Source organism: Streptosporangium sp. DT93 (assembly GCF_049844535.1).
Lineage (GTDB): Bacteria > Actinomycetota > Actinomycetes > Streptosporangiales > Streptosporangiaceae > Streptosporangium.
Genome location: NZ_JBNCLF010000008.1, coordinates 57,880 through 77,040, shown reverse-complemented (window position 1 = coordinate 77,040; position 19,161 = coordinate 57,880). Strand labels below are relative to the sequence as shown.

Annotated in this window: 16 protein-coding genes; 2 read left to right on the top strand and 14 right to left on the bottom strand. The window is 69.1% G+C overall.

Going from position 1 to position 19,161, the window contains the following annotated elements:
- Positions 1 to 469 precede the first annotated feature (469 nt).
- From ACLQ2R_RS18965 to polA, 6 genes are all read right to left on the bottom strand, one after another.
- The gene (locus ACLQ2R_RS18965) at positions 470 to 1,666 is read right to left on the bottom strand and encodes an SLC13 family permease (RefSeq protein WP_425961222.1); all 1,197 of its coding nucleotides are present in this window, start codon (positions 1,664 to 1,666) and stop codon (positions 470 to 472) included.
- A 63-nt stretch (positions 1,667 to 1,729) separates the two neighbouring features.
- The gene (gene coaE / locus ACLQ2R_RS18960; protein ID WP_425961221.1) at positions 1,730 to 2,329 is read right to left on the bottom strand and encodes a dephospho-CoA kinase; all 600 of its coding nucleotides are present in this window, start codon (positions 2,327 to 2,329) and stop codon (positions 1,730 to 1,732) included.
- A gap of 392 nt (positions 2,330 to 2,721) precedes the next feature.
- Entirely contained in the window at positions 2,722 to 3,180 is a 459-nt protein-coding gene (locus ACLQ2R_RS18955; protein ID WP_425961219.1) for a GNAT family N-acetyltransferase, read from the bottom strand.
- A gap of 299 nt (positions 3,181 to 3,479) precedes the next feature.
- Positions 3,480 to 4,982: a 30S ribosomal protein S1 gene (rpsA, locus tag ACLQ2R_RS18950; RefSeq protein ID WP_425961217.1), complete on the bottom strand. Its 1,503-nt coding sequence runs from the start codon at positions 4,980 to 4,982 to the stop codon at positions 3,480 to 3,482.
- Between the two features lie 220 nt (positions 4,983 to 5,202).
- Positions 5,203 to 6,327 carry a polysaccharide deacetylase family protein gene (locus ACLQ2R_RS18945; RefSeq protein ID WP_425961216.1) on the bottom strand — a complete coding sequence of 375 codons (1,125 nt, stop codon included), beginning with the start codon at positions 6,325 to 6,327 and terminating at the stop codon, positions 5,203 to 5,205.
- Between the two features lie 108 nt (positions 6,328 to 6,435).
- Positions 6,436 to 9,264 carry a DNA polymerase I gene (gene polA / locus ACLQ2R_RS18940; protein WP_425961214.1) on the bottom strand — a complete coding sequence of 943 codons (2,829 nt, stop codon included), beginning with the start codon at positions 9,262 to 9,264 and terminating at the stop codon, positions 6,436 to 6,438.
- A gap of 89 nt (positions 9,265 to 9,353) precedes the next feature.
- On the opposite strand from polA, the gene ACLQ2R_RS18935 reads away from it, so the two are divergent.
- The gene (locus ACLQ2R_RS18935; protein ID WP_425961596.1) at positions 9,354 to 9,755 is read left to right on the top strand and encodes a PaaI family thioesterase; all 402 of its coding nucleotides are present in this window, start codon (positions 9,354 to 9,356) and stop codon (positions 9,753 to 9,755) included.
- Between the two features lie 411 nt (positions 9,756 to 10,166).
- Here ACLQ2R_RS18935 and ACLQ2R_RS18930 read toward each other — a convergent pair whose 3' ends face one another.
- Genes ACLQ2R_RS18930 through ACLQ2R_RS18920 form a run of 3 tightly spaced genes read right to left on the bottom strand, consistent with a single transcriptional unit; the run spans position 10,167 to position 12,649 of the window.
- Complete coding sequence (locus tag ACLQ2R_RS18930) at positions 10,167 to 10,940, bottom strand: amino acid ABC transporter ATP-binding protein (RefSeq protein WP_425961212.1); 774 nt, start codon at positions 10,938 to 10,940, stop codon at positions 10,167 to 10,169.
- Complete coding sequence (locus tag ACLQ2R_RS18925) at positions 10,937 to 11,782, bottom strand: amino acid ABC transporter permease (RefSeq protein ID WP_425961211.1); 846 nt, start codon at positions 11,780 to 11,782, stop codon at positions 10,937 to 10,939. The genes ACLQ2R_RS18930 and ACLQ2R_RS18925 overlap by 4 nt, the downstream gene beginning before the upstream one ends.
- 3 nt (positions 11,783 to 11,785) lie before the next feature.
- The gene (locus tag ACLQ2R_RS18920; protein WP_425961209.1) at positions 11,786 to 12,649 is read right to left on the bottom strand and encodes an ABC transporter substrate-binding protein; all 864 of its coding nucleotides are present in this window, start codon (positions 12,647 to 12,649) and stop codon (positions 11,786 to 11,788) included.
- 242 nt (positions 12,650 to 12,891) lie between these two features.
- On the opposite strand from ACLQ2R_RS18920, the gene ACLQ2R_RS18915 reads away from it, so the two are divergent.
- Complete coding sequence (locus ACLQ2R_RS18915; RefSeq protein WP_425961207.1) at positions 12,892 to 13,458, top strand: DUF4352 domain-containing protein; 567 nt, start codon at positions 12,892 to 12,894, stop codon at positions 13,456 to 13,458.
- 137 nt (positions 13,459 to 13,595) lie between these two features.
- On the opposite strand, the gene ACLQ2R_RS18910 is transcribed toward ACLQ2R_RS18915, so the two are convergent.
- The 5 genes from ACLQ2R_RS18910 to ACLQ2R_RS18890 all read right to left on the bottom strand — a co-directional run bounded on the left by ACLQ2R_RS18910 (position 13,596) and on the right by ACLQ2R_RS18890 (position 18,774).
- Complete coding sequence (locus ACLQ2R_RS18910) at positions 13,596 to 14,474, bottom strand: ABC transporter ATP-binding protein (RefSeq protein ID WP_425961205.1); 879 nt, start codon at positions 14,472 to 14,474, stop codon at positions 13,596 to 13,598.
- Positions 14,464 to 15,318, bottom strand: a complete 855-nt coding sequence (locus tag ACLQ2R_RS18905) for an ABC transporter ATP-binding protein (RefSeq protein ID WP_425961203.1) — start codon at positions 15,316 to 15,318, stop codon at positions 14,464 to 14,466. The genes ACLQ2R_RS18910 and ACLQ2R_RS18905 overlap by 11 nt, the downstream gene beginning before the upstream one ends.
- Positions 15,315 to 16,484 (bottom strand): branched-chain amino acid ABC transporter permease, encoded by a 1,170-nt coding sequence (locus ACLQ2R_RS18900; protein WP_425961201.1) that lies wholly within the window; start codon positions 16,482 to 16,484, stop codon positions 15,315 to 15,317. Before ACLQ2R_RS18900 ends, ACLQ2R_RS18905 begins: the two co-directional genes overlap by 4 nt.
- Entirely contained in the window at positions 16,481 to 17,449 is a 969-nt protein-coding gene (locus ACLQ2R_RS18895) for a branched-chain amino acid ABC transporter permease (RefSeq protein ID WP_425961199.1), read from the bottom strand. Before ACLQ2R_RS18895 ends, ACLQ2R_RS18900 begins: the two co-directional genes overlap by 4 nt.
- A 161-nt stretch (positions 17,450 to 17,610) precedes the next feature.
- Positions 17,611 to 18,774, bottom strand: coding sequence for a branched-chain amino acid ABC transporter substrate-binding protein (locus ACLQ2R_RS18890; protein ID WP_425961594.1), 1,164 nt, complete (start codon positions 18,772 to 18,774; stop codon positions 17,611 to 17,613).
- Positions 18,775 to 19,161: the final 387 nt, after the last annotated feature.

The window sequence follows — 19,161 nt, the reverse complement described above, 5'->3', positions numbered from 1 at the left end:
CGAGGTCTCCGTGAAGGCGTTCTCCACCGGCACCGGCCGGCCGGACCGACGCGCCTGATCCGCCGCCGCCCGCAGCGGAGCGTCCGGGTCCCGCGGCTTGGGGAAGGTCGTCATCGACGGTGGAGCCGACACCGCGGCAGGAGCCGGTTCGGGATCGGCCGACGCCACCGTGGCCCCTGCGGTCCCGGGCACCAGCAGCGATGCCGTCACCGCGAGCACGGCCGCGATCGCCGACCGTCCAGATGGCCTGTCAATCCGGGAGATGAGCCGAATTCTCGACCTGTTCACGAACTCTCGCCCATCAAGATGCTCAGACGATCAGCCGGAAAGGGGGCATCCACCCCCACAGAATAGCACAAGAGGTATAGACGCAACAAATTACCATTTATGAAGAATTGTTTTCTCGTTAATTTGTTTTCGATATCGTCGGGCAATTCCACCTGGTTGAGCAGACGGGCGGCGGTGTCGTTCAGGCGGTGAGCAGCAGGGCCCCCACCGTCGCGGTCACGCAGGTCACCACCAGCACGGCCCCGGTCAGTACGAAGGTGAGCATCGGGACCCGCACTCCCCTGCGGCGGCACCACTCGAACCACAGCAGGGTGGCGAGGGAGGCCCACGGGGTGATCACCGGGCCGACGTTGGTGCCGATGAGCAGGGCGAGCAGCAGGTCGCGGTCACCCGCGGGGATGACGTGCTCCACCACGGTGTACGCGGGCAGGTTGTTGACCAGGTTGGACAGCACCGCGCCGACGGCCGCCACCCGGTAGGCGCCGGCCGCCTCGCCACCCTCGCCGGTCCCGATCAGGGTGCTCATCACCCCCGCCAGGCCGTACCGGCTCAGGGTGGGCACGACCAGGAACAGGCCGACGACGAAGACGAGCAGCTGCCAGGGGAACAGCGCGAGGGTGAGCTTCGAGCGGTCGCGCCAGGCGAACGAGGCGAGCATCAGGGCCGCACCGGCCAGGGCCGCGAGCTGGATCGGCACCTCCAGCAGGATCGCGGCCACGAACAGCACGCACGCTCCGGCCGCGATCCTGAACAGCAGCGGATCGGCGACCGCCTCGGCGACCGGCGGCCGGTAGCGACCGGTCCCGCGCGGGCCCCGGCGTCCCTGGCGCCAGAAGAACACCCACAGCAGGGCCGCGGTGACCGCGATGGACACGAGCTGGGGAAACCACAGCCTTCCCGCGAACTCGCGGGCGGACATGCCGAGCCGTTCCACGGCCAGCAGGTTCGTCAGGTTCGAGACCGGCAGGAGCAGGGCCGCGGTGTTGGCGAGCCAGAGGGTCGTCATGGCCGGTGGCAGCGCGGCGATGCCGGTCCTGGCCGCGAGGGCGAGCATGACGGGTGTCAGCAGCACCACCGTGGTGTCCAGGTTCAGGAACATGGTGACCAGCGAGGCGAAGGCGGTGCAGAGCAGGAAGAGCGCGGCGTGGTTCCCGCGGCCGAGCACCGCCAGCCGGGTGGCGACCACGTCGAAGACCTGGGCCTCCTTGACGAGCTCCGCCATGACGATCACCGCGGCGAGGAAGAGCAGGATCGGCGCGATCCGCTCCATCTCGGCCCATGCCTCGCGGGCGGGGAGCAGACCGGTGACGAGGAACAGCAGGCCGAGCCCCAGGAGGGCGAGGCGGATCAGGTTCAGGGCACTCGGTCTGCGCGGCACATCGGCAAGGATGACATGCCTGACCTGCCACGACGTCGCCGGGGAGCGGGCGGCGCGGACGGTTCAGGCGGTGGCGCGGGTGGTGAGGTCGGACCAGAGGTCGTCCATCCGGGCCTCCAGCTCCTCCAGCGTGCCGTCGTTACGGACGACGATGTCGGCGATCTTCAGGCGTTCCTCGCGGGTCGCCTGGGCGGCGATCCTGGCCCTGGCGTCCTGCTCGGTCATGCCGCGCAGGTCGAGCAGGCGGGTGAGACGCACCTCGTCGGGGGCGTCCACGACGACCACGATCTCGTACATGCCCGCGAGGCCGTTCTCGGCCAGCAGCGGCACGTCGTAGACGACGATGCCGCCGGTGGGGGCCTTTTCCTGGAGTTCGGCGATGCGGGCGCCGACGAGCGGGTGGACGATGGCGTTGAGCGAGGCCAGCTTCTCGGAGTCGGCGAAGACGATCGAGCCGAGCTTCTCCCGGTCGAGGGAGCCGTCCTCGCGCAGGATTCCGGAGCCGAAGACGCCGACGACGCGCGCCAGGCCGGAGGTGCCCGGCTCGACCACCTCACGGGCGATCTTGTCGGCGTCGATCACCATGGCGCCTCGGGCCGCCAGCCGCTTGGAGACCTCGCTCTTGCCGGACCCGATGCCGCCGGTAAGCCCCACCTTGAACATGATCCGCAGCATACGCGGTACGGGGCGTGCCACAGAATCTCCGACGCCCCGGGGCCTCCATGGGGATACGGGGTGAGGGCGGCCGTGGGTCACCTGTCGTGGCTCGTCAGGTGACGGGCCCAGGGGCCCCCGGTCCGAGGGCGGGGTTCGGCACGCGGCCCGCGGGAAGCGCGGCACCCGGCCCAAGGAGAACGTGTCACGCGGCCCAAGGAGAACGCGTCACGCGGTCTGAGGGGAACGCGGCACGCGGCCTCATCCACGAGGTCCCGCGTATGCCCCGGCGGCCGCCCCTGTCATGACCAGAACACAGGAGAAGGCCCCCCTTCCGGAGGGAGGGGAGAGCGGTCGCGCGCCTGTGAGGCGTTCTCAGACGTTCCCGGCCCCGAGGGGCCTTAAAAGTGCTCCCGGCGCATGTGCACCAGCGTCAGGTGGTCGCTCATCCGCTCCCTGCCGGTCTCGCGGTAGCCGTGGCGGCGGTACAGGCGCAGGTTGACCTCGGACAGGTGGCCGGTGAACAGGTCGAAGGCGAGGGCCGTGGCGGCCTCGGCGTGCAGGGCGGCCAGCAGGGAGCCGCCGATGCCCGTGCCCTGCCGGTCCGGGGCGACGACCAGGCGGCCGACCAGGCAGGTCGTGCCGGACATCCGGCCGCGTACCGCTCCCACGATCCTGCCGCCGTCCCTGGCGACGAGCACGACGGCCGTCTCGACGGCCCTGCGGACCTGGCCGGCCGACTCCACCAGGGGCGGGATGAACGGGTCGCCGTAGAGCTGGGCCTCGCCCACGTAGGCGGCGCGCTGCACGGTCAGGACCTCGCCGGCGTCCTCGGGCCTCGCGCCCTCGATCACGATCACGGCGGCCACCCTAGCGGGGACGCGGCCGGGAGAGGGGAGCCGGGATGCGGGAACGTGCCCCCGGCCAGAGCGGGGCATGGCAAGGCGACGGCAGGCAAGGGTTCAACGACCCCGGCCATGGCCTGGGTGTCCGAGAGCGGGACAGCGAGAGGAGCACTGCTCGGCAGCGGACGGGGAACCGGCCCCGGACGCGCGAACCGGCGGGGAACGCCGGGAAGACCCACCGAGCGGGAACCGTCCCCGGACGCGGAAAGGGCCCCGCCGGAGCGGGGCCCTTCCGTGGAACGTCTACCGCGTGATCAGTTCTGACCGCCCGCGAGCTTCTCGCGCAGAGCCGCGAGAGCCTCGTCGGAGGCCAGGGCGCCACCCGCCGGAGCGGAGGAGCCGCTGCTGGCGGCACCGGTGGAGCCACCGGCCGGCGGGGTCTCGCCGGAGTAGGACGTGGGGGCAGCCTCGCCCGCCTCGGCCTCGGCCTTGCGAGCCTCCTCGACCTGCTTCTTGTGCGCCTCGAAGCGGGTCTGGGCCTCGGCGTACTGCCGCTCCCACTCCTCGCGCTGCTTGTCGAAGCCGTCGAGCCACTCGCCGGTCTCGGAGTCGAAGCCCTCGGGGTAGATGTAGTTGCCCGAGTCGTCGTAGGTCGCCGCCATGCCGTACAGCGTGGGGTCGAACTCGACGTCGGCGCCCATGGCACCCTCGTTCGCCTGCTTGAGCGACAGCGAGATCCGGCGGCGCTCGAGGTCGATGTCGATGATCTTCACGAAGATCTCGTCACCCACCTGGACGACCTGCTCGGGGATCTCGACGTGGCGCTCGGCCAGCTCGGAGATGTGCACCAGGCCCTCGATGCCCTCCTCGACGCGGACGAACGCACCGAACGGCACCAGCTTGGTGACGCGACCCGGGACGACCTGACCGATCTGGTGGGTACGGGCGAACTGCTGCCACGGGTCTTCCTGCGTCGCCTTGAGCGACAGGGAGACGCGCTCGCGCTCCATGTCGACGTCGAGCACCTCGACGGTGACCTCCTGGCCGACCTCGACGACCTCGGAGGGGTGGTCGATGTGCTTCCAGGAGAGCTCGGAGACGTGGACCAGACCGTCGACGCCGCCGAGGTCGACGAACGCACCGAAGTTGACGATCGAGGAGACGACGCCCTTGCGGACCTGACCCTTCTGCAGGGTGTTGAGGAACGTCTGGCGAACCTCGGACTGGGTCTGCTCGAGCCAGGCGCGGCGGGACAGAACCACGTTGTTGCGGTTCTTGTCGAGCTCGATGATCTTCGCTTCGAGCTCGCGGCCCACGTACGGCTGGAGGTCGCGGACGCGCCGCATCTCGACCAGGGACGCCGGCAGGAAGCCTCGCAGGCCGATGTCGAGGATGAGACCACCCTTGACGACCTCGATGACCGTGCCGGTGACGATGCCGTCCTCGTCCTTGATCTTCTCGATCGTGCCCCAGGCCCGCTCGTACTGAGCGCGCTTCTTGGACAGGATCAGGCGGCCTTCCTTGTCCTCCTTCTGGAGGACCAGGGCCTCGACGTGCTCGCCAACCTCGACGACATCCGCCGGGTCGACATCGTGCTTGATCGAGAGCTCGCGCGAGGGGATGACACCCTCGGTCTTGTAGCCGATGTCGAGCAAAACTTCGTCTCGATCGACCTTGACGACGGTGCCCTCGACGATGTCGCCGTCGTTGAAGTACTTGATGGTCAGGTCGATCGCTGCGAGGAAGTCTTCCTCGGAACCGATGTCGTTGACCGCTACCTGCGGGGTGCTCGAGGTGGCCTCAGTGCTGCTCGTCATGTGTGGAGATGCTCCGAACGCGGACAGATGTCGATGTGGCGAACGCGCGGCAGGCCTCTTACCGTCAGCCGAAGAATTGACGTCGACATGATCGAGCGCGAGCCCACTCCGTCCGAGACACGCGCGAGCCCACAGCGCAGCGATCAGCATATGAGACCAGACGGGTGTGGTCAATCCGACGACACTACGCGACCAGGGGCCGCGAGGTCGACGATCTCGCTCAGTACGCGTTGACCAAATGCTTCCGGTCGCTCCTGATATTCCCCCGAAGCCCGCGTGGGACGGAGATGCGGCCCGGGTCGCCGTCCGCGGTGTAGCGCTGGCGGGGGTGCCTGTTCAGCCACTCCAGCCAGTACTGCGAACACCATTTCCGGCATTCACCCTTTTTGCCGTTGCTTTGGATGCGCTGGATGGAGCGGTGGTCGTAGCGCCTGACGAACGGCGACACCGACGGCTCGGCCCCCGCCAGGAACACCCCCTTGAAGCGGTACGAGGTCCCGTGCCACTTCCCGGACTGCACGACGGAGCGCTTGCGGGGCATCGCCCCGAACGGCAGCGCCATGGTGTCGGAGGGCGGCACGCCCAGCTTCTTGAGCAGCCGCTCCAGCCGGGCGAGCTGCGCGGCGATCTGCTTCTTTCCCAGGCTCGGCAGGTGGGGGTGGCTCCAGGTGTGGTTGGCCACCTCGAAGCCCCGGTCGACGAGCCAGCGCACGGCCCGTTCCTGGTCGCGCCGCTCGCGCAGGCCGAAGGGGTGGTCGTTGATCCAGAAGGTGGCCACCGGCCGGAAGCCGGGGTACTTCCTGGCGACCTGGTAGATGATGCCGACCGCGCTGTCCCCGGCCGGCGTGCCGTCCGCCTGGAGCGAGAAGTGGCTGTGGTGGCCGTCGTCGAAGGTGAGCACGACCGGGTGCTTCCCCGCGGGGACGTCCATCCGCCCGGTGGCGAACTCCCGCGCGGTGACCGGCACGTAGCCGTCCCTGGCGAGCCTCTCCAGCTCCTTGCGGACCTGGGCGGGCGTACGGTCGATCGAGGCCAGCCGCTTCTTCGTGATCCGGTGGTACATCAGGATCGGGACCGTCCCGGCCTCGTTGGCCTTGACCTGCCGGGCGAACTCGGGCGAGGCGGTGATCGGCGGGGGCAGCTCGGCCGAGGGCAGGCCCGGGGTCGGCGAGGGGGACGCGGACGGGCCGGGTGGCCGGGAGGGGCCGCGCGTGGGGTCGCCGGAGGTGGCCGTCCCGGGCCGGGCGGGCGGGGTGGGGAGCGTGAGGAGCACCACCACCGCCATCGTGACGACCAGCACGTTGGCCAGCATGATGATCCGCGTCAGGGGGATTGAACTCAGCACAAAACTCCCGTGCCCGTCGAGCTTGTCGGCTGGGTGACCACCCTAGAACAGACTCGGACAGGCCCGACCAATCAGCGGGACGAAGGCGGGAGAGGAAGGCGGCGGCCGTCAGTGGCCGGCGTCCTCCCAGGTGCGTCCGACGCCCACCGAGACCGCCAGCGGGACCCGCAGCGAGTAGGCGGCGTTCATCCGGTCGGTGACCAGCTCGCGCAGCGTGTCCAGCTCGCCGGGGGCCACCTCGAACACGAGCTCGTCGTGGACCTGGAGCAGCATCCGCGAGGCGAGCGAGGCCTCCTTGAGCGCGTCCTGCACGCCCAGCATGGCGACCTTGATGATGTCGGCGGCCGACCCCTGGATGGGCGCGTTGAGCGCCATCCGCTCGGCGATCTCGCGGCGCTGGCGGTTGTCGCTGTTGAGGTCGGGCAGGTAGCGGCGGCGGCCCATGATGGTCTCGGTGTAGCCGTCGTTCCTGGCCTGGGCGACGATCGCGTTGAGGAAGTCGCGGACGCCGCCGAACTCCTCGAAGTACTCCTCCTTGAGCGACCTGGCCTCGGGGACGGGGATGGCGAGCTGCTCCGACAGCCCGAAGTCGGACAGGCCGTAGGCGAGGCCGTAGTTCATCGCCTTGATCTTGGCCCGCATCTCCCCGGTGACCTTCTCGGGGTCGGTGTCGAAGACCCGCGCCGCGGTGGCCTTGTGGAAGTCGTGGCCGGACTCGAAGGAGGCGATCAGCGCCTCGTCGCCGGACAGGTGGGCCATGATGCGCAGCTCGATCTGGCTGTAGTCGGCGGTGAGCAGGGTCTCGAAGCCCTTGCCGACCATGAAGCCCTGGCGGATGCGGCGGCCCTCGGCGGTGCGGATCGGGATGTTCTGCAGGTTGGGCTTCTCCGAGCTGAGCCGCCCGGTGACCGCCACGATCTGGTTGAACGTGGTGTGGATGCGGCCGTCGTCGGCGATCTCCTTGATCAGGCCCTCGACGGTGACCTTGAGCTTGGCCTGGTCGCGGTGGCGCAGCATGATCGTCGGCAGCTCGTGCTCGGTCTGGGAGGCCAGCCAGGCCAGCGCGGAGGCGTCGGTGGTGTAGCCGGTCTTGGTCCTCTTGGTCTTGGGCAGGTTGAGCCGCACGAACAGGATGTCCTGGAGCTGCTTGGGCGAGCCCAGGTTGAACTGCTCGCCGCCCATGGAGGCGTGCGCGGCCTCGACGGCCTGCTTGACCGCGGCGCCGAACTCGGCCTCCAGCGCCTCCAGGTGGTCGCGGTCGGCGGCGATGCCGGCCCGCTCCAGCTCGGCCAGGACGGTGACGAGCGGGAGCTCCACGTCGCGCAGCAGGTGGATGGCCCCCAGCGGCTCCAGGAACGCCTCCAGCGCGTCGGCCAGCTCGCCGACGGCCATCGCCCTCAGGGCCAGCTCCCGGGCGCCGTCGGCGTCGTCGTCGTCGAACAGGCTGGCCTGGCCGCCGTTGTCGGCCTCGCTGCGCAGCTCGCGCCTGAGGTAGACGCGGACGAGGTCCTCCAGGGGGAACGAGCGCTGGCCCGGCGTGGCGAGGTAGGCGGCCAGGGCGGTGTCGCAGTTCAGGCCGCACAGCTCCATGCCCTGCGCCCAGAGCGCGAGCATCGGCCCCTTGGCGTCGTGCACGGCCTTGGGGACCGAGGGGTCGGCCAGCCAGGCGCGCAGGGCGGCCTCGTCGGCCTCGGTGAGCGTGGCCGGGTCGACGAACGCGGCGCGCCCTCCCGCCCGCCTCGCGGCCCCGTCAGAGGCGCCGTCAGAGGCGCCGCCAGAGGCGCCGTCAGAGGCCCCTTCAGAGGCTCCGGTGGCGGCCTCCGCGCCGGCTCCCGCGCCGGAGGCCGGAGCCGCCGCCGGGGCCGCCGCGATGGCGATGCCGTCGATCCGGCCGGTGCCGCTGCCGTAGGTGCCCCGGAAGGCCAGGCCCGCGCGGCCCCGGGGCAGGTCGCGCAGCCAGGGGGCCACCTCGTCGGGCCCCAGGACGACGGCCTCGATCTCGAAGCCCTCCTCGGCCTCGCCGGAGGCCTCGGGCGAGGCGATCGTCTTGAGCACCCGGTCGCGGATCTCGCCGCGGAACTCCAGCGTGTCGAGGATCGTGTCGATCTGCTCGCGGTGGGGCTTGCCGAGTGACAGGTCGCCGACCTCGCGGTCCACCGGGACGTCGCGGATGAGCTGGGTCAGGCGCCGGTTCATCAGGACCTGGTCGAGGTGGTCGCGGAGCTTGTCGCCGACCTTGCCCTTGACCTCGTCGATCCGGTCGACCAGCGCCTCCAGCGAGCCGAACTCGCGGATCCACTTGGCCGCGGTCTTCTCGCCCACGCCGGGGATGTTCTTGAGGTTGTCGCTGGAGTCGCCGCGGATGGCGGCGAAGTCCGGATACTGGACCGGGGTGAGCTCGTACTTCTCCAGCACCGCCTCGGGGGTGAAGCGGGTCATGTTGCTGATGCCGACGCGGGTCATCAGCACGGTCACGTTCTCGTCCACGAGCTGCAGCGCGTCGCGGTCGCCGGTGACGATCAGCACGCTCATGTCCCGCGCGGAGGCGCGGGTGGCCAGGGTCGCGATCAGGTCGTCGGCCTCGTACCCGGCCAGCGACAGGTGCGGCACGCCCAATGCGTCGAGCATCTCGTGGATCAGGCTCATCTGGCTGCGGAAGCTGTCGGGGGTCGCGCTCCGGCCGGCCTTGTAGTCGGCGTACTCCTCGTGGCGGAACGTGGGCTCCGAGCGGTCGAAGCAGACCGCCACGTGGGTGGGCCGCTCGTCCCTGAGCACGTTGACCAGCATCGAGGTGAACCCGTAGACGGCGTTGGTCTTCTGGCCCGTGCTCGTGGAGAAGTTCTCCTCCGGGAGGGCGTAGAACGCCCTGTAGGCCAGTGAATGACCGTCCAGCAGCAGGAGACACGGACGAGTGGGGGTCGCTTCGCTCTTCGGCACAGCGAAAGCCTAGTCTCCTCCTACGACAGAAAGCCTGGCCTCGCTCGACAGGAGACGCCCCCTTGACCATGACAGACCCCGACGAGTCCATGCGGTCGCTCAAGGAACAGGTGAGCGCCATGCACCGCGACACGCTCGTGGACAGGATGGGCATCGAGATCACCGAGGCCTCCCCCGAGCGGGTGGTCGGCACCATGCCCGTGGAGGGCAACATCCAGCCCTACGGCCTGCTGCACGGCGGCGCGTCCTGCGTGCTGGCCGAGACGCTGGGCTCGACCGGCGCGGCGATGCACGCCGGGGCCGGGCGCATCGCGGTGGGCGTCGAGATCAGCGCGACCCACCACCGCTCGGCCACCTCGGGCCTGGTCACCGGCGTGGCCACCCGGGTGCACGGCGGCAGGACGCTGGCCACGTACGAGATCGAGATCGTCGACGAGCAGGGGCGCAGGGTGTGCAGCTCGCGCCTGACCTGCATGCTCCGCGACACCTGAGGCGCCCGGCGGGCACCCGGGCCGCGGCCGGCGCCCGGAGCGCGGCCGGCGCCCGGAGCGCGGTTAACGTCCGGGGCATGGCGGGCGTCCGGAGCGCGGCCGGCGCCCGGGGTGTGGCGGCGGACGTCTGATCACATCTCGTACTCGATCATATTCGGACCGCCTTTTTGCCCTCTCGCAGCGACCGGTCCGCTACGGTGGGTGACGGCGATGCCCGCGGGAAGACCGAGTAGAAAACGTACGGGGTCGGGGAAGCTCCGTATGGCGCCAAAGGTCTTCCCCGGGCTCGCCGGGCCCGTGGAGCGGCCGGGATCCACCCGGCCCTCCCCACCCCCACCCCCGCTCGGGCGTCCGGACGGACCGGGCTTCCCAGCCGCTCGGGGACCCGGGAGACCCGCGTCCCCGAGGGGCTCAGACGTCGGTGTGCGTCGGGTCGAGCACGCGGCGCAGGAAGGTCTGCGTGCGCTCGTTGCGCGGGGCGCCGATCACCTGCTCGGGAGTGCCGTCCTCCACGATCACGCCGCCGTCCATGAACACGACCCGGTCGGCCACGTCACGGGCGAACGCCATCTCGTGGGTGACCACGAGCATGGTCATCCCCTCCTCGGCGAGCTTGCGCATGACCGTGAGCACGTCGCCGACGAGCTCGGGGTCGAGCGCCGAGGTGGGCTCGTCGAAGAGCATCAGCGCCGGGCTCATCGCCAGGGCCCTGGCGATGGCCACCCGCTGCTGCTGCCCGCCGGAGAGCTGGGCCGGGTAGGCGTCGCACTTCTCGCCGATGCCGACCTTCTCCAGGTTCTCCCTGGCGATCCGCTCGGCCTCGGCCTTGTCGCGCTTCAGGACCCGGCGCTGCGCGATCATCACGTTCTGCAGCGCGGTCATGTGCGGGAACAGGTTGAACTGCTGGAAGACCATCCCGACGCCGCGCCGGGCGGCGTCGAGGTCGACGTCGCGGTGGGTCAGCTCGACGCCGTTGACGACCACCTTGCCCGAGGTGGGCTCCTCCAGCAGGTTCACGCATCTGAGCAGGGTGGACTTGCCCGACCCCGAGGGGCCGATGACGCAGACCACCTGGCCGGGATCGACGGCGAAGTCGATGCCCTTGAGGACCTGCAGCTTGCCGAAGCTCTTGTGCAGGTCGCGGATCTCGACCGCGTGGTTCGCCGCTTGGCTCACCGGAGTCACCGTCCCCTCGCCTGGCGACGTTCCAGCCGGGACGCGAGGTAGCCCAGCGGGATGGTGACCAGGAGATACGTCACTCCCACGACCAGGATGGGCGTGGCGTTGGCAAAGGTGGAGGCCATGTCGTTGCCGAACTTGGTCAGCTCGACGTACTCGCCGGAGACTCCCAGGAACAGCACCAGCGAGGAGTCCTTGAGCAGGGCCACGAACTGGTTGGTCGTCGGCGGGATGACGATGCGGATGGCCTGCGGGATGACGATGCTCACCATCGAGCGGGTGTGCGACATGCCCAGCGAGCGCGCCGCCTCCATCTGTCCCCTGGGCACGGCCTGAAGCCCGGCGCGGAGCGTCTCGGCCATGTACGCCGAGCCGACGACCGCAAGACCCAGGATGCCCTGGCCGTAGGTGCCGCCCGGCACCTCGAAGCCCGGCAGGGCCAGCGGCAGGAACAGGATGAACAGGAAGATCAGCACGGCGGGCAGGCCGCGGAAGATCTCGATGTAGGTGACCGCGATCCACCGGTAGGGCCGCACCGACGACATCCGCATCAGCGCGAACAGCAGGCCGAACAGGAAGGCGAAGACGAAGCCGCCGACCGAGTAGATGATCGTGTTCTTCAGCGCGACCGTGAACAGCGCGGGCAGCGTCTCCGCCGCCACCTCGGGCTTGGTGAAGTTCTGGCCGAGCTGGACCCACTCGATGTTCAGGGCGAGGAAGACGACCACGAGGGCCAGCACGACGTACTGGACGGCGCGGCTGATCTGCTGCCTCTTGCGGGGACTGAGCCCGCTCCTGACGGGGGTGCCGTCAGGAGCGGGCTCTGCCGTCCTTGGCTGGTCGGTCATCGATTAACCGAGCTCGCCGGGCTTCTTGCCGAACCACTTGACGAAGATCTGCTCGTAGGTGCCGTCCGACTTGGCGGTGCTGATCGCCTCGTTGATCGCCGCGAGCAGGACCGGGTCGGCGCCCTTCTTGAGGCCGACACCGTACTGCTCACCGGTGTCGAGGCTGGCGACCAGCTCGAACTTCTCGGCGATCTCGGGCTTCTTCAGCCAGGTCAGGACGACCGGCAGGTCCTGGACGATCACGTCGACCTGGCCGGACTGCAGTCCGAGCAGCTCCTTGGGGGAGTCGGCGAACTCCTTGGGGTCCAGGCCCTTCTCCTTGACGTAGTCCAGGCCCGTGGTGGAGGCCTGGGCGCCGAGCTTGAGGCCCTTGGCCTTCACCTCGTCCAGGGTCTTGACGCCCGCGCCCTTCTTGGCCAGCAGGGCCTGCGTGGCGTCGAAGTAGGGCTCGGAGAAGTCGATGTTGGCCTTGCGCTCGTCGGTGATCGTCATACCGGCGGCGGCCACGTCGCACTTGCCGGCGGCCATCGCCGCGCCGCTCTTGATGATCGCGAAGTCGATGTCGACGATCTCCTGCGTCAGGCCGAGCTTCTTGGCCGCGAGGTCGACGATGTCGACGTCGAAACCGACGACCTTGTCCCCGTCCTTGAACTGGAAGGGCTCGTAGGGAAGGTTGGTGCAGGTGGTCAGCTTGCCGGGCGTGATCACCTTCGCGCCGGCGGCGGCCGCCGGGGCGCTGGCCGAGGCACCATCGCTCGGGCTCGCCGTGGTGGACTCGCCGCTGCCGCAGGCCGACAGGCCGAGCGTGCCGGCGGCGACCATGGCGCACACCGCGAGCGCACGCCGGGAAACAAAACTCAGGCCCACGAAGGCCTCCTTACGGTCAATGTCGCGTCTTGTATGGATACCTCAGTGCAGGTGATGCTGCATCACCCGCGTGACCATGCACATCACCACTACGACACGATTCGGACAATAACTACATCCGAAGCATGTCAAGTCAATACCCTGCCCCCCGAGCCGCCTCGGGAGGGGGGCTCTGCCGGATCGTCGATGCCACGCGGGCGAGCCGTTGAACTCCGGCGGTCACCTCGGTTACGTTGCCCGGTGTGCGCAACCCCCTACTGGCGTTGACCGGTGCCCTCCTTGCCGTCGCCACGATGTCCGGCTGCACCGGGACCGATCGGGGGGCGTCCGCCTCCCCCTCCCCCACGGGCAGTCCCACTCCGGCCTACGACCTCCCGCCGCGCCCGGTCCGGCCCGGCGAGATCCCGGTCAGGGCCGCCCCCGTGATCGACGGCGAGACCCGGTTCCAGGTGATCGGCCTGCAGAAGGGCCTGAGCGGCTTCTTCGGCAGCCACGCCGAGTGGCAGGCCAAGGGCCAGTACGTGGTCGTGCGGGTCGTGGTGGAGAACACCGGCCGCACCACCTCGCACTTCGACGCCATGCTGCAGAGGCTCGTCGCCGCCGACGGCACCGCCCACGCGCCGAACAAGTTCGCCCAGGCCATCAAGCGCCAGCCCGAGACGTTCTCGCTCGGCGCCCAGGTCAGGGTGGAGATGGATCTTTGGTACGACATTCCCAAGGAGGCGAAGGTCTCGGCGATCCGGCTGTTCGGCGACCCGCCGCTGGGCGTGACCGGAGGCACCGACGGGGTCCAGGTACCGCTGCCCTGAGCCCGTGCCGCGTCCCGCCGTTCCCGGAAGGTCGCGGCGTACCGGAAGGCCACGGCGCCGTGCCCCGCCGGGTGCGGAGGACGGGCCCGCCGGGTGGCGGGCCCGTCTCCGTCACGCGGCGGGGACCCGGGCGCGGATCAGCTGCGCTCCCCCGGCACGTCCCGGCCGGGAACGTCCCGTTCACCCTGGACGCCTCGCTCGCCGGTGACGTCCCGCTCACCCGAGGCGGGAGCGGGAGCCGGGGACGAACCGGACGGCGTCACCGCGGCGGGGGCCTGCGTGGTCCCCTTCCCGGCGACGGGAGCGGCCTCGACGCCGCCACCCAGGTACGCGGCCTGCACGGCCGGGTCGTTGAGCAGCACGTCGGCGTTCGCGCTCTTGACCACCGACCCGGTCTCCAGGACGTAGGCGCGGTGGGCGAGCCGCAGCGCCTGCTGGGCGTTCTGCTCCACCAGCAGCACCGTGGTGCCCCGGCGGTTGATCTCCTCGATGATCGAGAAGATCTGCTGGACCATCAGCGGGGCCAGGCCCATCGACGGCTCGTCCAGCAGCAGCACCTTGGGCTTGGCCATCAGCGCGCGGCCGATGGCGAGCATCTGCTGCTCGCCGCCGGACATCGTGCCGCCCATCTGCGTCCTGCGCTCCGCCAGGCGGGGGAAGAGCTCGAACACCTCGGCCAGGTCCGCCGACAGGTCACCCGAGCGCGTGTAGGCGCCCATGAGCAGGTTGTCGTACACCGTCATGCCGGGGAAGACGCCCCGGCCCTCGGGCGCCTGCCCCAGACCCGCGAGGACCCGCTTGTGGCCGGGCATCTTGCTGATGTCCTTGCCGTCGAAGAGGATGCTCCCCGAGGAGAGACCGCGCAGGCCCGAGATCGTCTTCAGGGTCGTGGTCTTGCCGGCCCCGTTCGCCCCGATGAGCGTGACGATCTCGCCCTCGTTCACCTCGACCGAGATGCCCTTGAGCGCCTCGATCTTGCCGTAGTGGACACGGATGTCCTTGACCTCAAGAAGCATCGGCGGGAGCTCCCAAATACGCCTCGACGACCCTGGGGTCGGTCCGCACCTCGTCCGGCAGGCCATCGGCGATCTTCTGGCCGAAGTCCAGCACCGCGATGCGGTCGCTGATGCCCATGATGAGGCTCATGTCGTGCTCGATGATCAGAATCGTCCGGCCCGCGTCGCGGATGTCCCGGATGAGCTGCTGCAGGGCCACCTTCTCCGCCGGGTTCATACCGGCGGCCGGCTCGTCCAGCAGCAGCAGCTTCGGGTTCGTCGCCAGTGCCCTGGCGATCTCCAGACGACGCTGGTCACCGTAGGGCAGGTTCTTGGCGTGGTCGTCCGCGCGGTGCGAGATGCCCACGAAGTCGAGCAGTTCCATCGCCAGCTTGCGCCCGTCCCGCTCGGCCCTGCGGTGCCAGGGAAGCCCCAGCGCCACGCTGACCATGCCGGACCTGTGGTGCGCGTCCGCGCCCACCATGACGTTCTCGATGGCCGTCATGTTGTGGAACAGCCGGATGTTCTGGAACGTACGGGCGATGCCGCGCTTGGTGATCTTGAAGCGCTTGACGCCGTTGATCCGCTCCCCCAGGAAGCGGACCTCGCCCTCGGTCGGCTGGTAGACGCCGGTCACCACGTTGAAGACCGTGGTCTTTCCGGCGCCGTTCGGGCCGATCAGCGCGAAGATCTCCCCTTCCTTGATGGTCAGGTTCACGTCGCGCAGCGCCGTGACGCCGCCGAACCGCATGACGAGACTCTTCAGCTCCAGCATGTCGCGACCGGCCCGCTCCGGAGACGGGGACGTCGGTCCCGTCCCCGTGGGCTCTGCGGTCGTGCCGCCGGGGTTGACGTCGGCGCTCATTTGGAAGCCACCTCCTCACCGTGCGACTCGGGCCCGGGGACCTCGGCTCCGAGCGTACCCATCCCGCCTGATCCCTCCTGTAGCTCCGCCTTGCGCTGGCGCGAGGGGAGCAGACCCTCCGGACGGAAGATCATCAGGGCCACCAGCACCGCACCGAAGATCAGCATGCGGTACTCCTGCAGGCCGCGGAACCGCTCGGGCAGCCAGGCCACCACGAACGCGCCCAGCATGACGCCCGGCAGGTTGCCGGCGCCGCCCATGACCACCGCGGCCAGGATCGTCGCCGAGAGCAGGAACTGGAAGTCGTTCGGGTTGATCGAGATGGCCTTGGCGGCCCAGAGCACGCCCATGGCACCGCCGATGGAGGCGCCGATGGCGAAGGCGAGCATCTTGAACCGGAAGGTCGGCACGCCCATGACCTCGGCCGCGTCCTCGTCCTCGCGGATGGCCGCCCAGGCACGCCCGACGCGGCTCTTCTCCCAGCGCTTCACCAGGATGATCACGATGACGGCCAGCGCGACCAGCAGGTAGTAGTAGGGCCGAGGGTCCAGCACCCCGTACTTGAAGGGATCGACCCCGAACACCTCGGAGAAGTTGATCCCGAACAGCTGGAAGTCCTCGACGCTCGGCGGGTGCGGGATGCCGCGGACGCCGTTGGGGCCACCGATCTCGTCGGTGTTGCGGGCCGTGATGCGGATGATCTCACCGAAGCCCAGTGTGACGATGGCCAGGTAGTCACCGCGCAGTCGCAGCGTCGGAGCGCCCAGCGTGATGCCCGACAGGGCACAGATGCCGATGCCGACCAGCAGGATGACCCAGAAGTTCCATCCGAGCCGGGTGCCGAGCAGCGCCATCGCGTAGCCGCCCACCGCGTAGAACGCGACGAAGCCGAGGTCGAGCAGGCCCGCCTGGCCGACCACCACGTTCAGGCCGATCGCCAGCACCACGTACGTCCCGATCGGGAAGAACAGGATGCTCGCCCAGTCGGTGTAGGGCGACATGAAGGGCGCGAGGCTCTCCGAGGGCAGCAGCAGCGCGGCGACGATCAGCGCCACGTACAGGATCCAGCGCTGCCAGCCGGGGGTCTTCAACCAGCGTTCGTGCATGGTGTCACCGAAGGTGCCAAGACCGCTGCGGAGGCCTGCCGAGGTTCTCTTCTGGTTCATGCGCGCGCCTGCTGGAGTGATTCACCGAGGATTCCGGTGGGACGGAACATCAGGACCAAGACGAGGATGCTGAAGGAGATCACATGCTTCCAGTCGGAGCCGAAGAAGATGGCCCCGTAGTTCTCCACCAGCCCCAGCGTGATTCCGCCGACAAGGGCTCCGCGCAGGTTGCCGATGCCACCCAGGACCGCCGCGGTGAACGCCTTGATACCGAAGAGGAATCCGATGTAGTAGTTCGTGTTCTCGTACGAGATCAGGTAGAGCGCGCCCGCCACACCGGCCATGCCACCGCCGATGAGGAAGGTCATCCTGACGATCCTGTTGATGTCGACGCCCATCAGGACGGCGGCCTCGGGGTTCTGCGCGGTGGCGCGGATGCCTCGGCCGATCTTCGTCCGGTTCACCAGGGCGTCCAGCGCGATCATCATGCCGACGGCGGCCACGACGACGAAGACCTGGTCGACCCGGACCCCGTAGCCGAAGATGGAGAAGAGCTCGGTCTTCTCCATGATGCGGGGCAGGCCCATCTGGATCCGGCCCTGCTCGGGACGGTTGAACACGTTGGGGATGACCAGGAGCGCGAAGAGCTCCTGCAGGAAGATCGAGGCGCCGATCGCCGAGATCAGCGCCGCCAGCCGGGACGCGCCGCGCTTGCGCAGCGGCCGGTAGGCGATGCGCTCCAGGGCGACCGCGGTGCCCGCCGAGGCGAGCATGCCGGCCAGGATCATCGCCACGATCAGGCCGACCAGCGCGATGCCGGTCAGCGGCGAGTTGATGCCGAACACGAACGGCACGAGCATCGCGCCGAAGGTGCCGATCATGAAAACTTCGGAGTGCGCGAAGTTGATCAGCCTGAGCACGCCGTACACCATGGTGTAACCGAGCGCGATCAGGGCGTAGATCGACCCGAAGGACAGGCCGTCGATCGTCGCCGGCCAGAACTGATTGATGAAGTCATTGAGCACTAGGGTTTACCACTTCTAGCGGGGGTCGCCTGCACTGTCCGGGTAGCACACCGCTCCCCGCGGGATCTCGTGGATCCCGCCGGGAGTACGACGGGAGCGGGAACGCATCGCGCGTTCCCGCTCCCGGCGCGTCGGCTACCTACTCATCTTGTAGCGGCGGACTAGCCCAGCTTGGCCTCGGTGGACTTGCCCAGCAGGCCGATGACGCCGTCCTTGACCTGGTAGATGTAGATGTCCTTGGCCGAGACCTCACCGTTGGCCTCGAACTTGACCTGCTTGGACACCCCGCCGAAGTCCACCTTGGCGATGAACTCGTTGATCGCCTCGGGGGTGACGGCGCCTTCCTTGACCGCGTTCACGAAGACCGTGCCCGCGTCGTAGCCCTCGGCCGCGTAGATGGCCGGGTCGGCGCTGTAGGCGGTCTTGTAGGCGTCGGCGAAGGCCTTGACCTTCTCGTCCGTCACGTCCGGGGTGGCGATGTAGCACGGGCAGCCGACCAGGGCGCCCTCGGCGTTGGCCGCGCCGGCGCCGTCGATCAGGCCCTTGTCCAGCGAGCCGTCGCCGGACAGGAACTTGGTGTCCTTCACGCCCTTGTCGCGGAGCTGCTTGAGCAGGTTGCCGCCCGCGGCGTAGTAGCCACCGAAGAAGATCGCGTCGGGCTTGGTCGACACGACCTTGTTCACGACCGAGGAGAAGTCGCTCTCCGCCGGGTCGAGCGAGTCGTTCGTGAGCTTGACGCCCTTGTCGCCGAGGGTCTTGCGGACCGCGTCGGCCAGGGGCTTGCCGTACTCGGACTTGTCGTCGATGACGAAGACGTTCTTCGCCGCGACGCCGGTGGCGATGAACTCACCGATGCCGGGGCCCTGGATGCTGTCGCTGGGAAGCACGCGGTGCCAGTACTTCCAGCCGTTCGCCGACAGGGCGGCGTTGGTGGCGGAGGCCGAGATGCTCGGCAGCTTCGCCTCCTCCAGGACCGGCGCGACCTGGGCGGACTCACCAGAGAAGGCCGGGCCGACCATCGCGACGATCTTGTCGGTCTTGATGGCCTGCTGGGCCAGGGCGACTGCCTTGGAGGGGTCTCCCTGGCTGTCGTACTCGACCAGCTCGATCTTCGTGGCCGGGTTGGTCTTGTTGTACTCGTCAATGGCGAGCTTGGCGCCGTTCCGCGGGGGAATGACGATACCGGCGTTGGCACCGGTCAGGTCACCCATGAAACCGATCTTGACGGTACCAGGGGCGGCAGCACTGGAGCCGCCCTCAGCCGGCGCGGTCGCCGTACCACCACTGTCGCCGCCACAGGCGGCGAGACCGAGGGTGAGCGCCACACTGGCGGCAAGCACTCCACCGAGGCGTGCAGTCTTAAGCCGCAAGGTTGCCTTCCTTTCGCCCGGCCCTTCGTCGGGCCCGGGTTCACAGATGCCCTCCCTGGCGGGTGGCCAGGGGTTGTGTCGGTTAGTACAACCAGCGGATGTCACGGGTCGATACAGTACGGCCCGCCGTTACCGCTTCGTTACAGCACCGATCCTTTTCGGCTATCAGATGTAAAAGCCGTGGTCACTGGCAACCTTACGGCCTCACAGAGATCGCCCTGAGCACCGGGAACACCACATCGCGCCCCCGGCACCACACCGCGCGCGCCTCCCGGGCGCCCGCGCGGCAGCACATTACGGTCTCCCGGCAGGTGCCGCCAGAAAAGCATGAAATCGACAGAA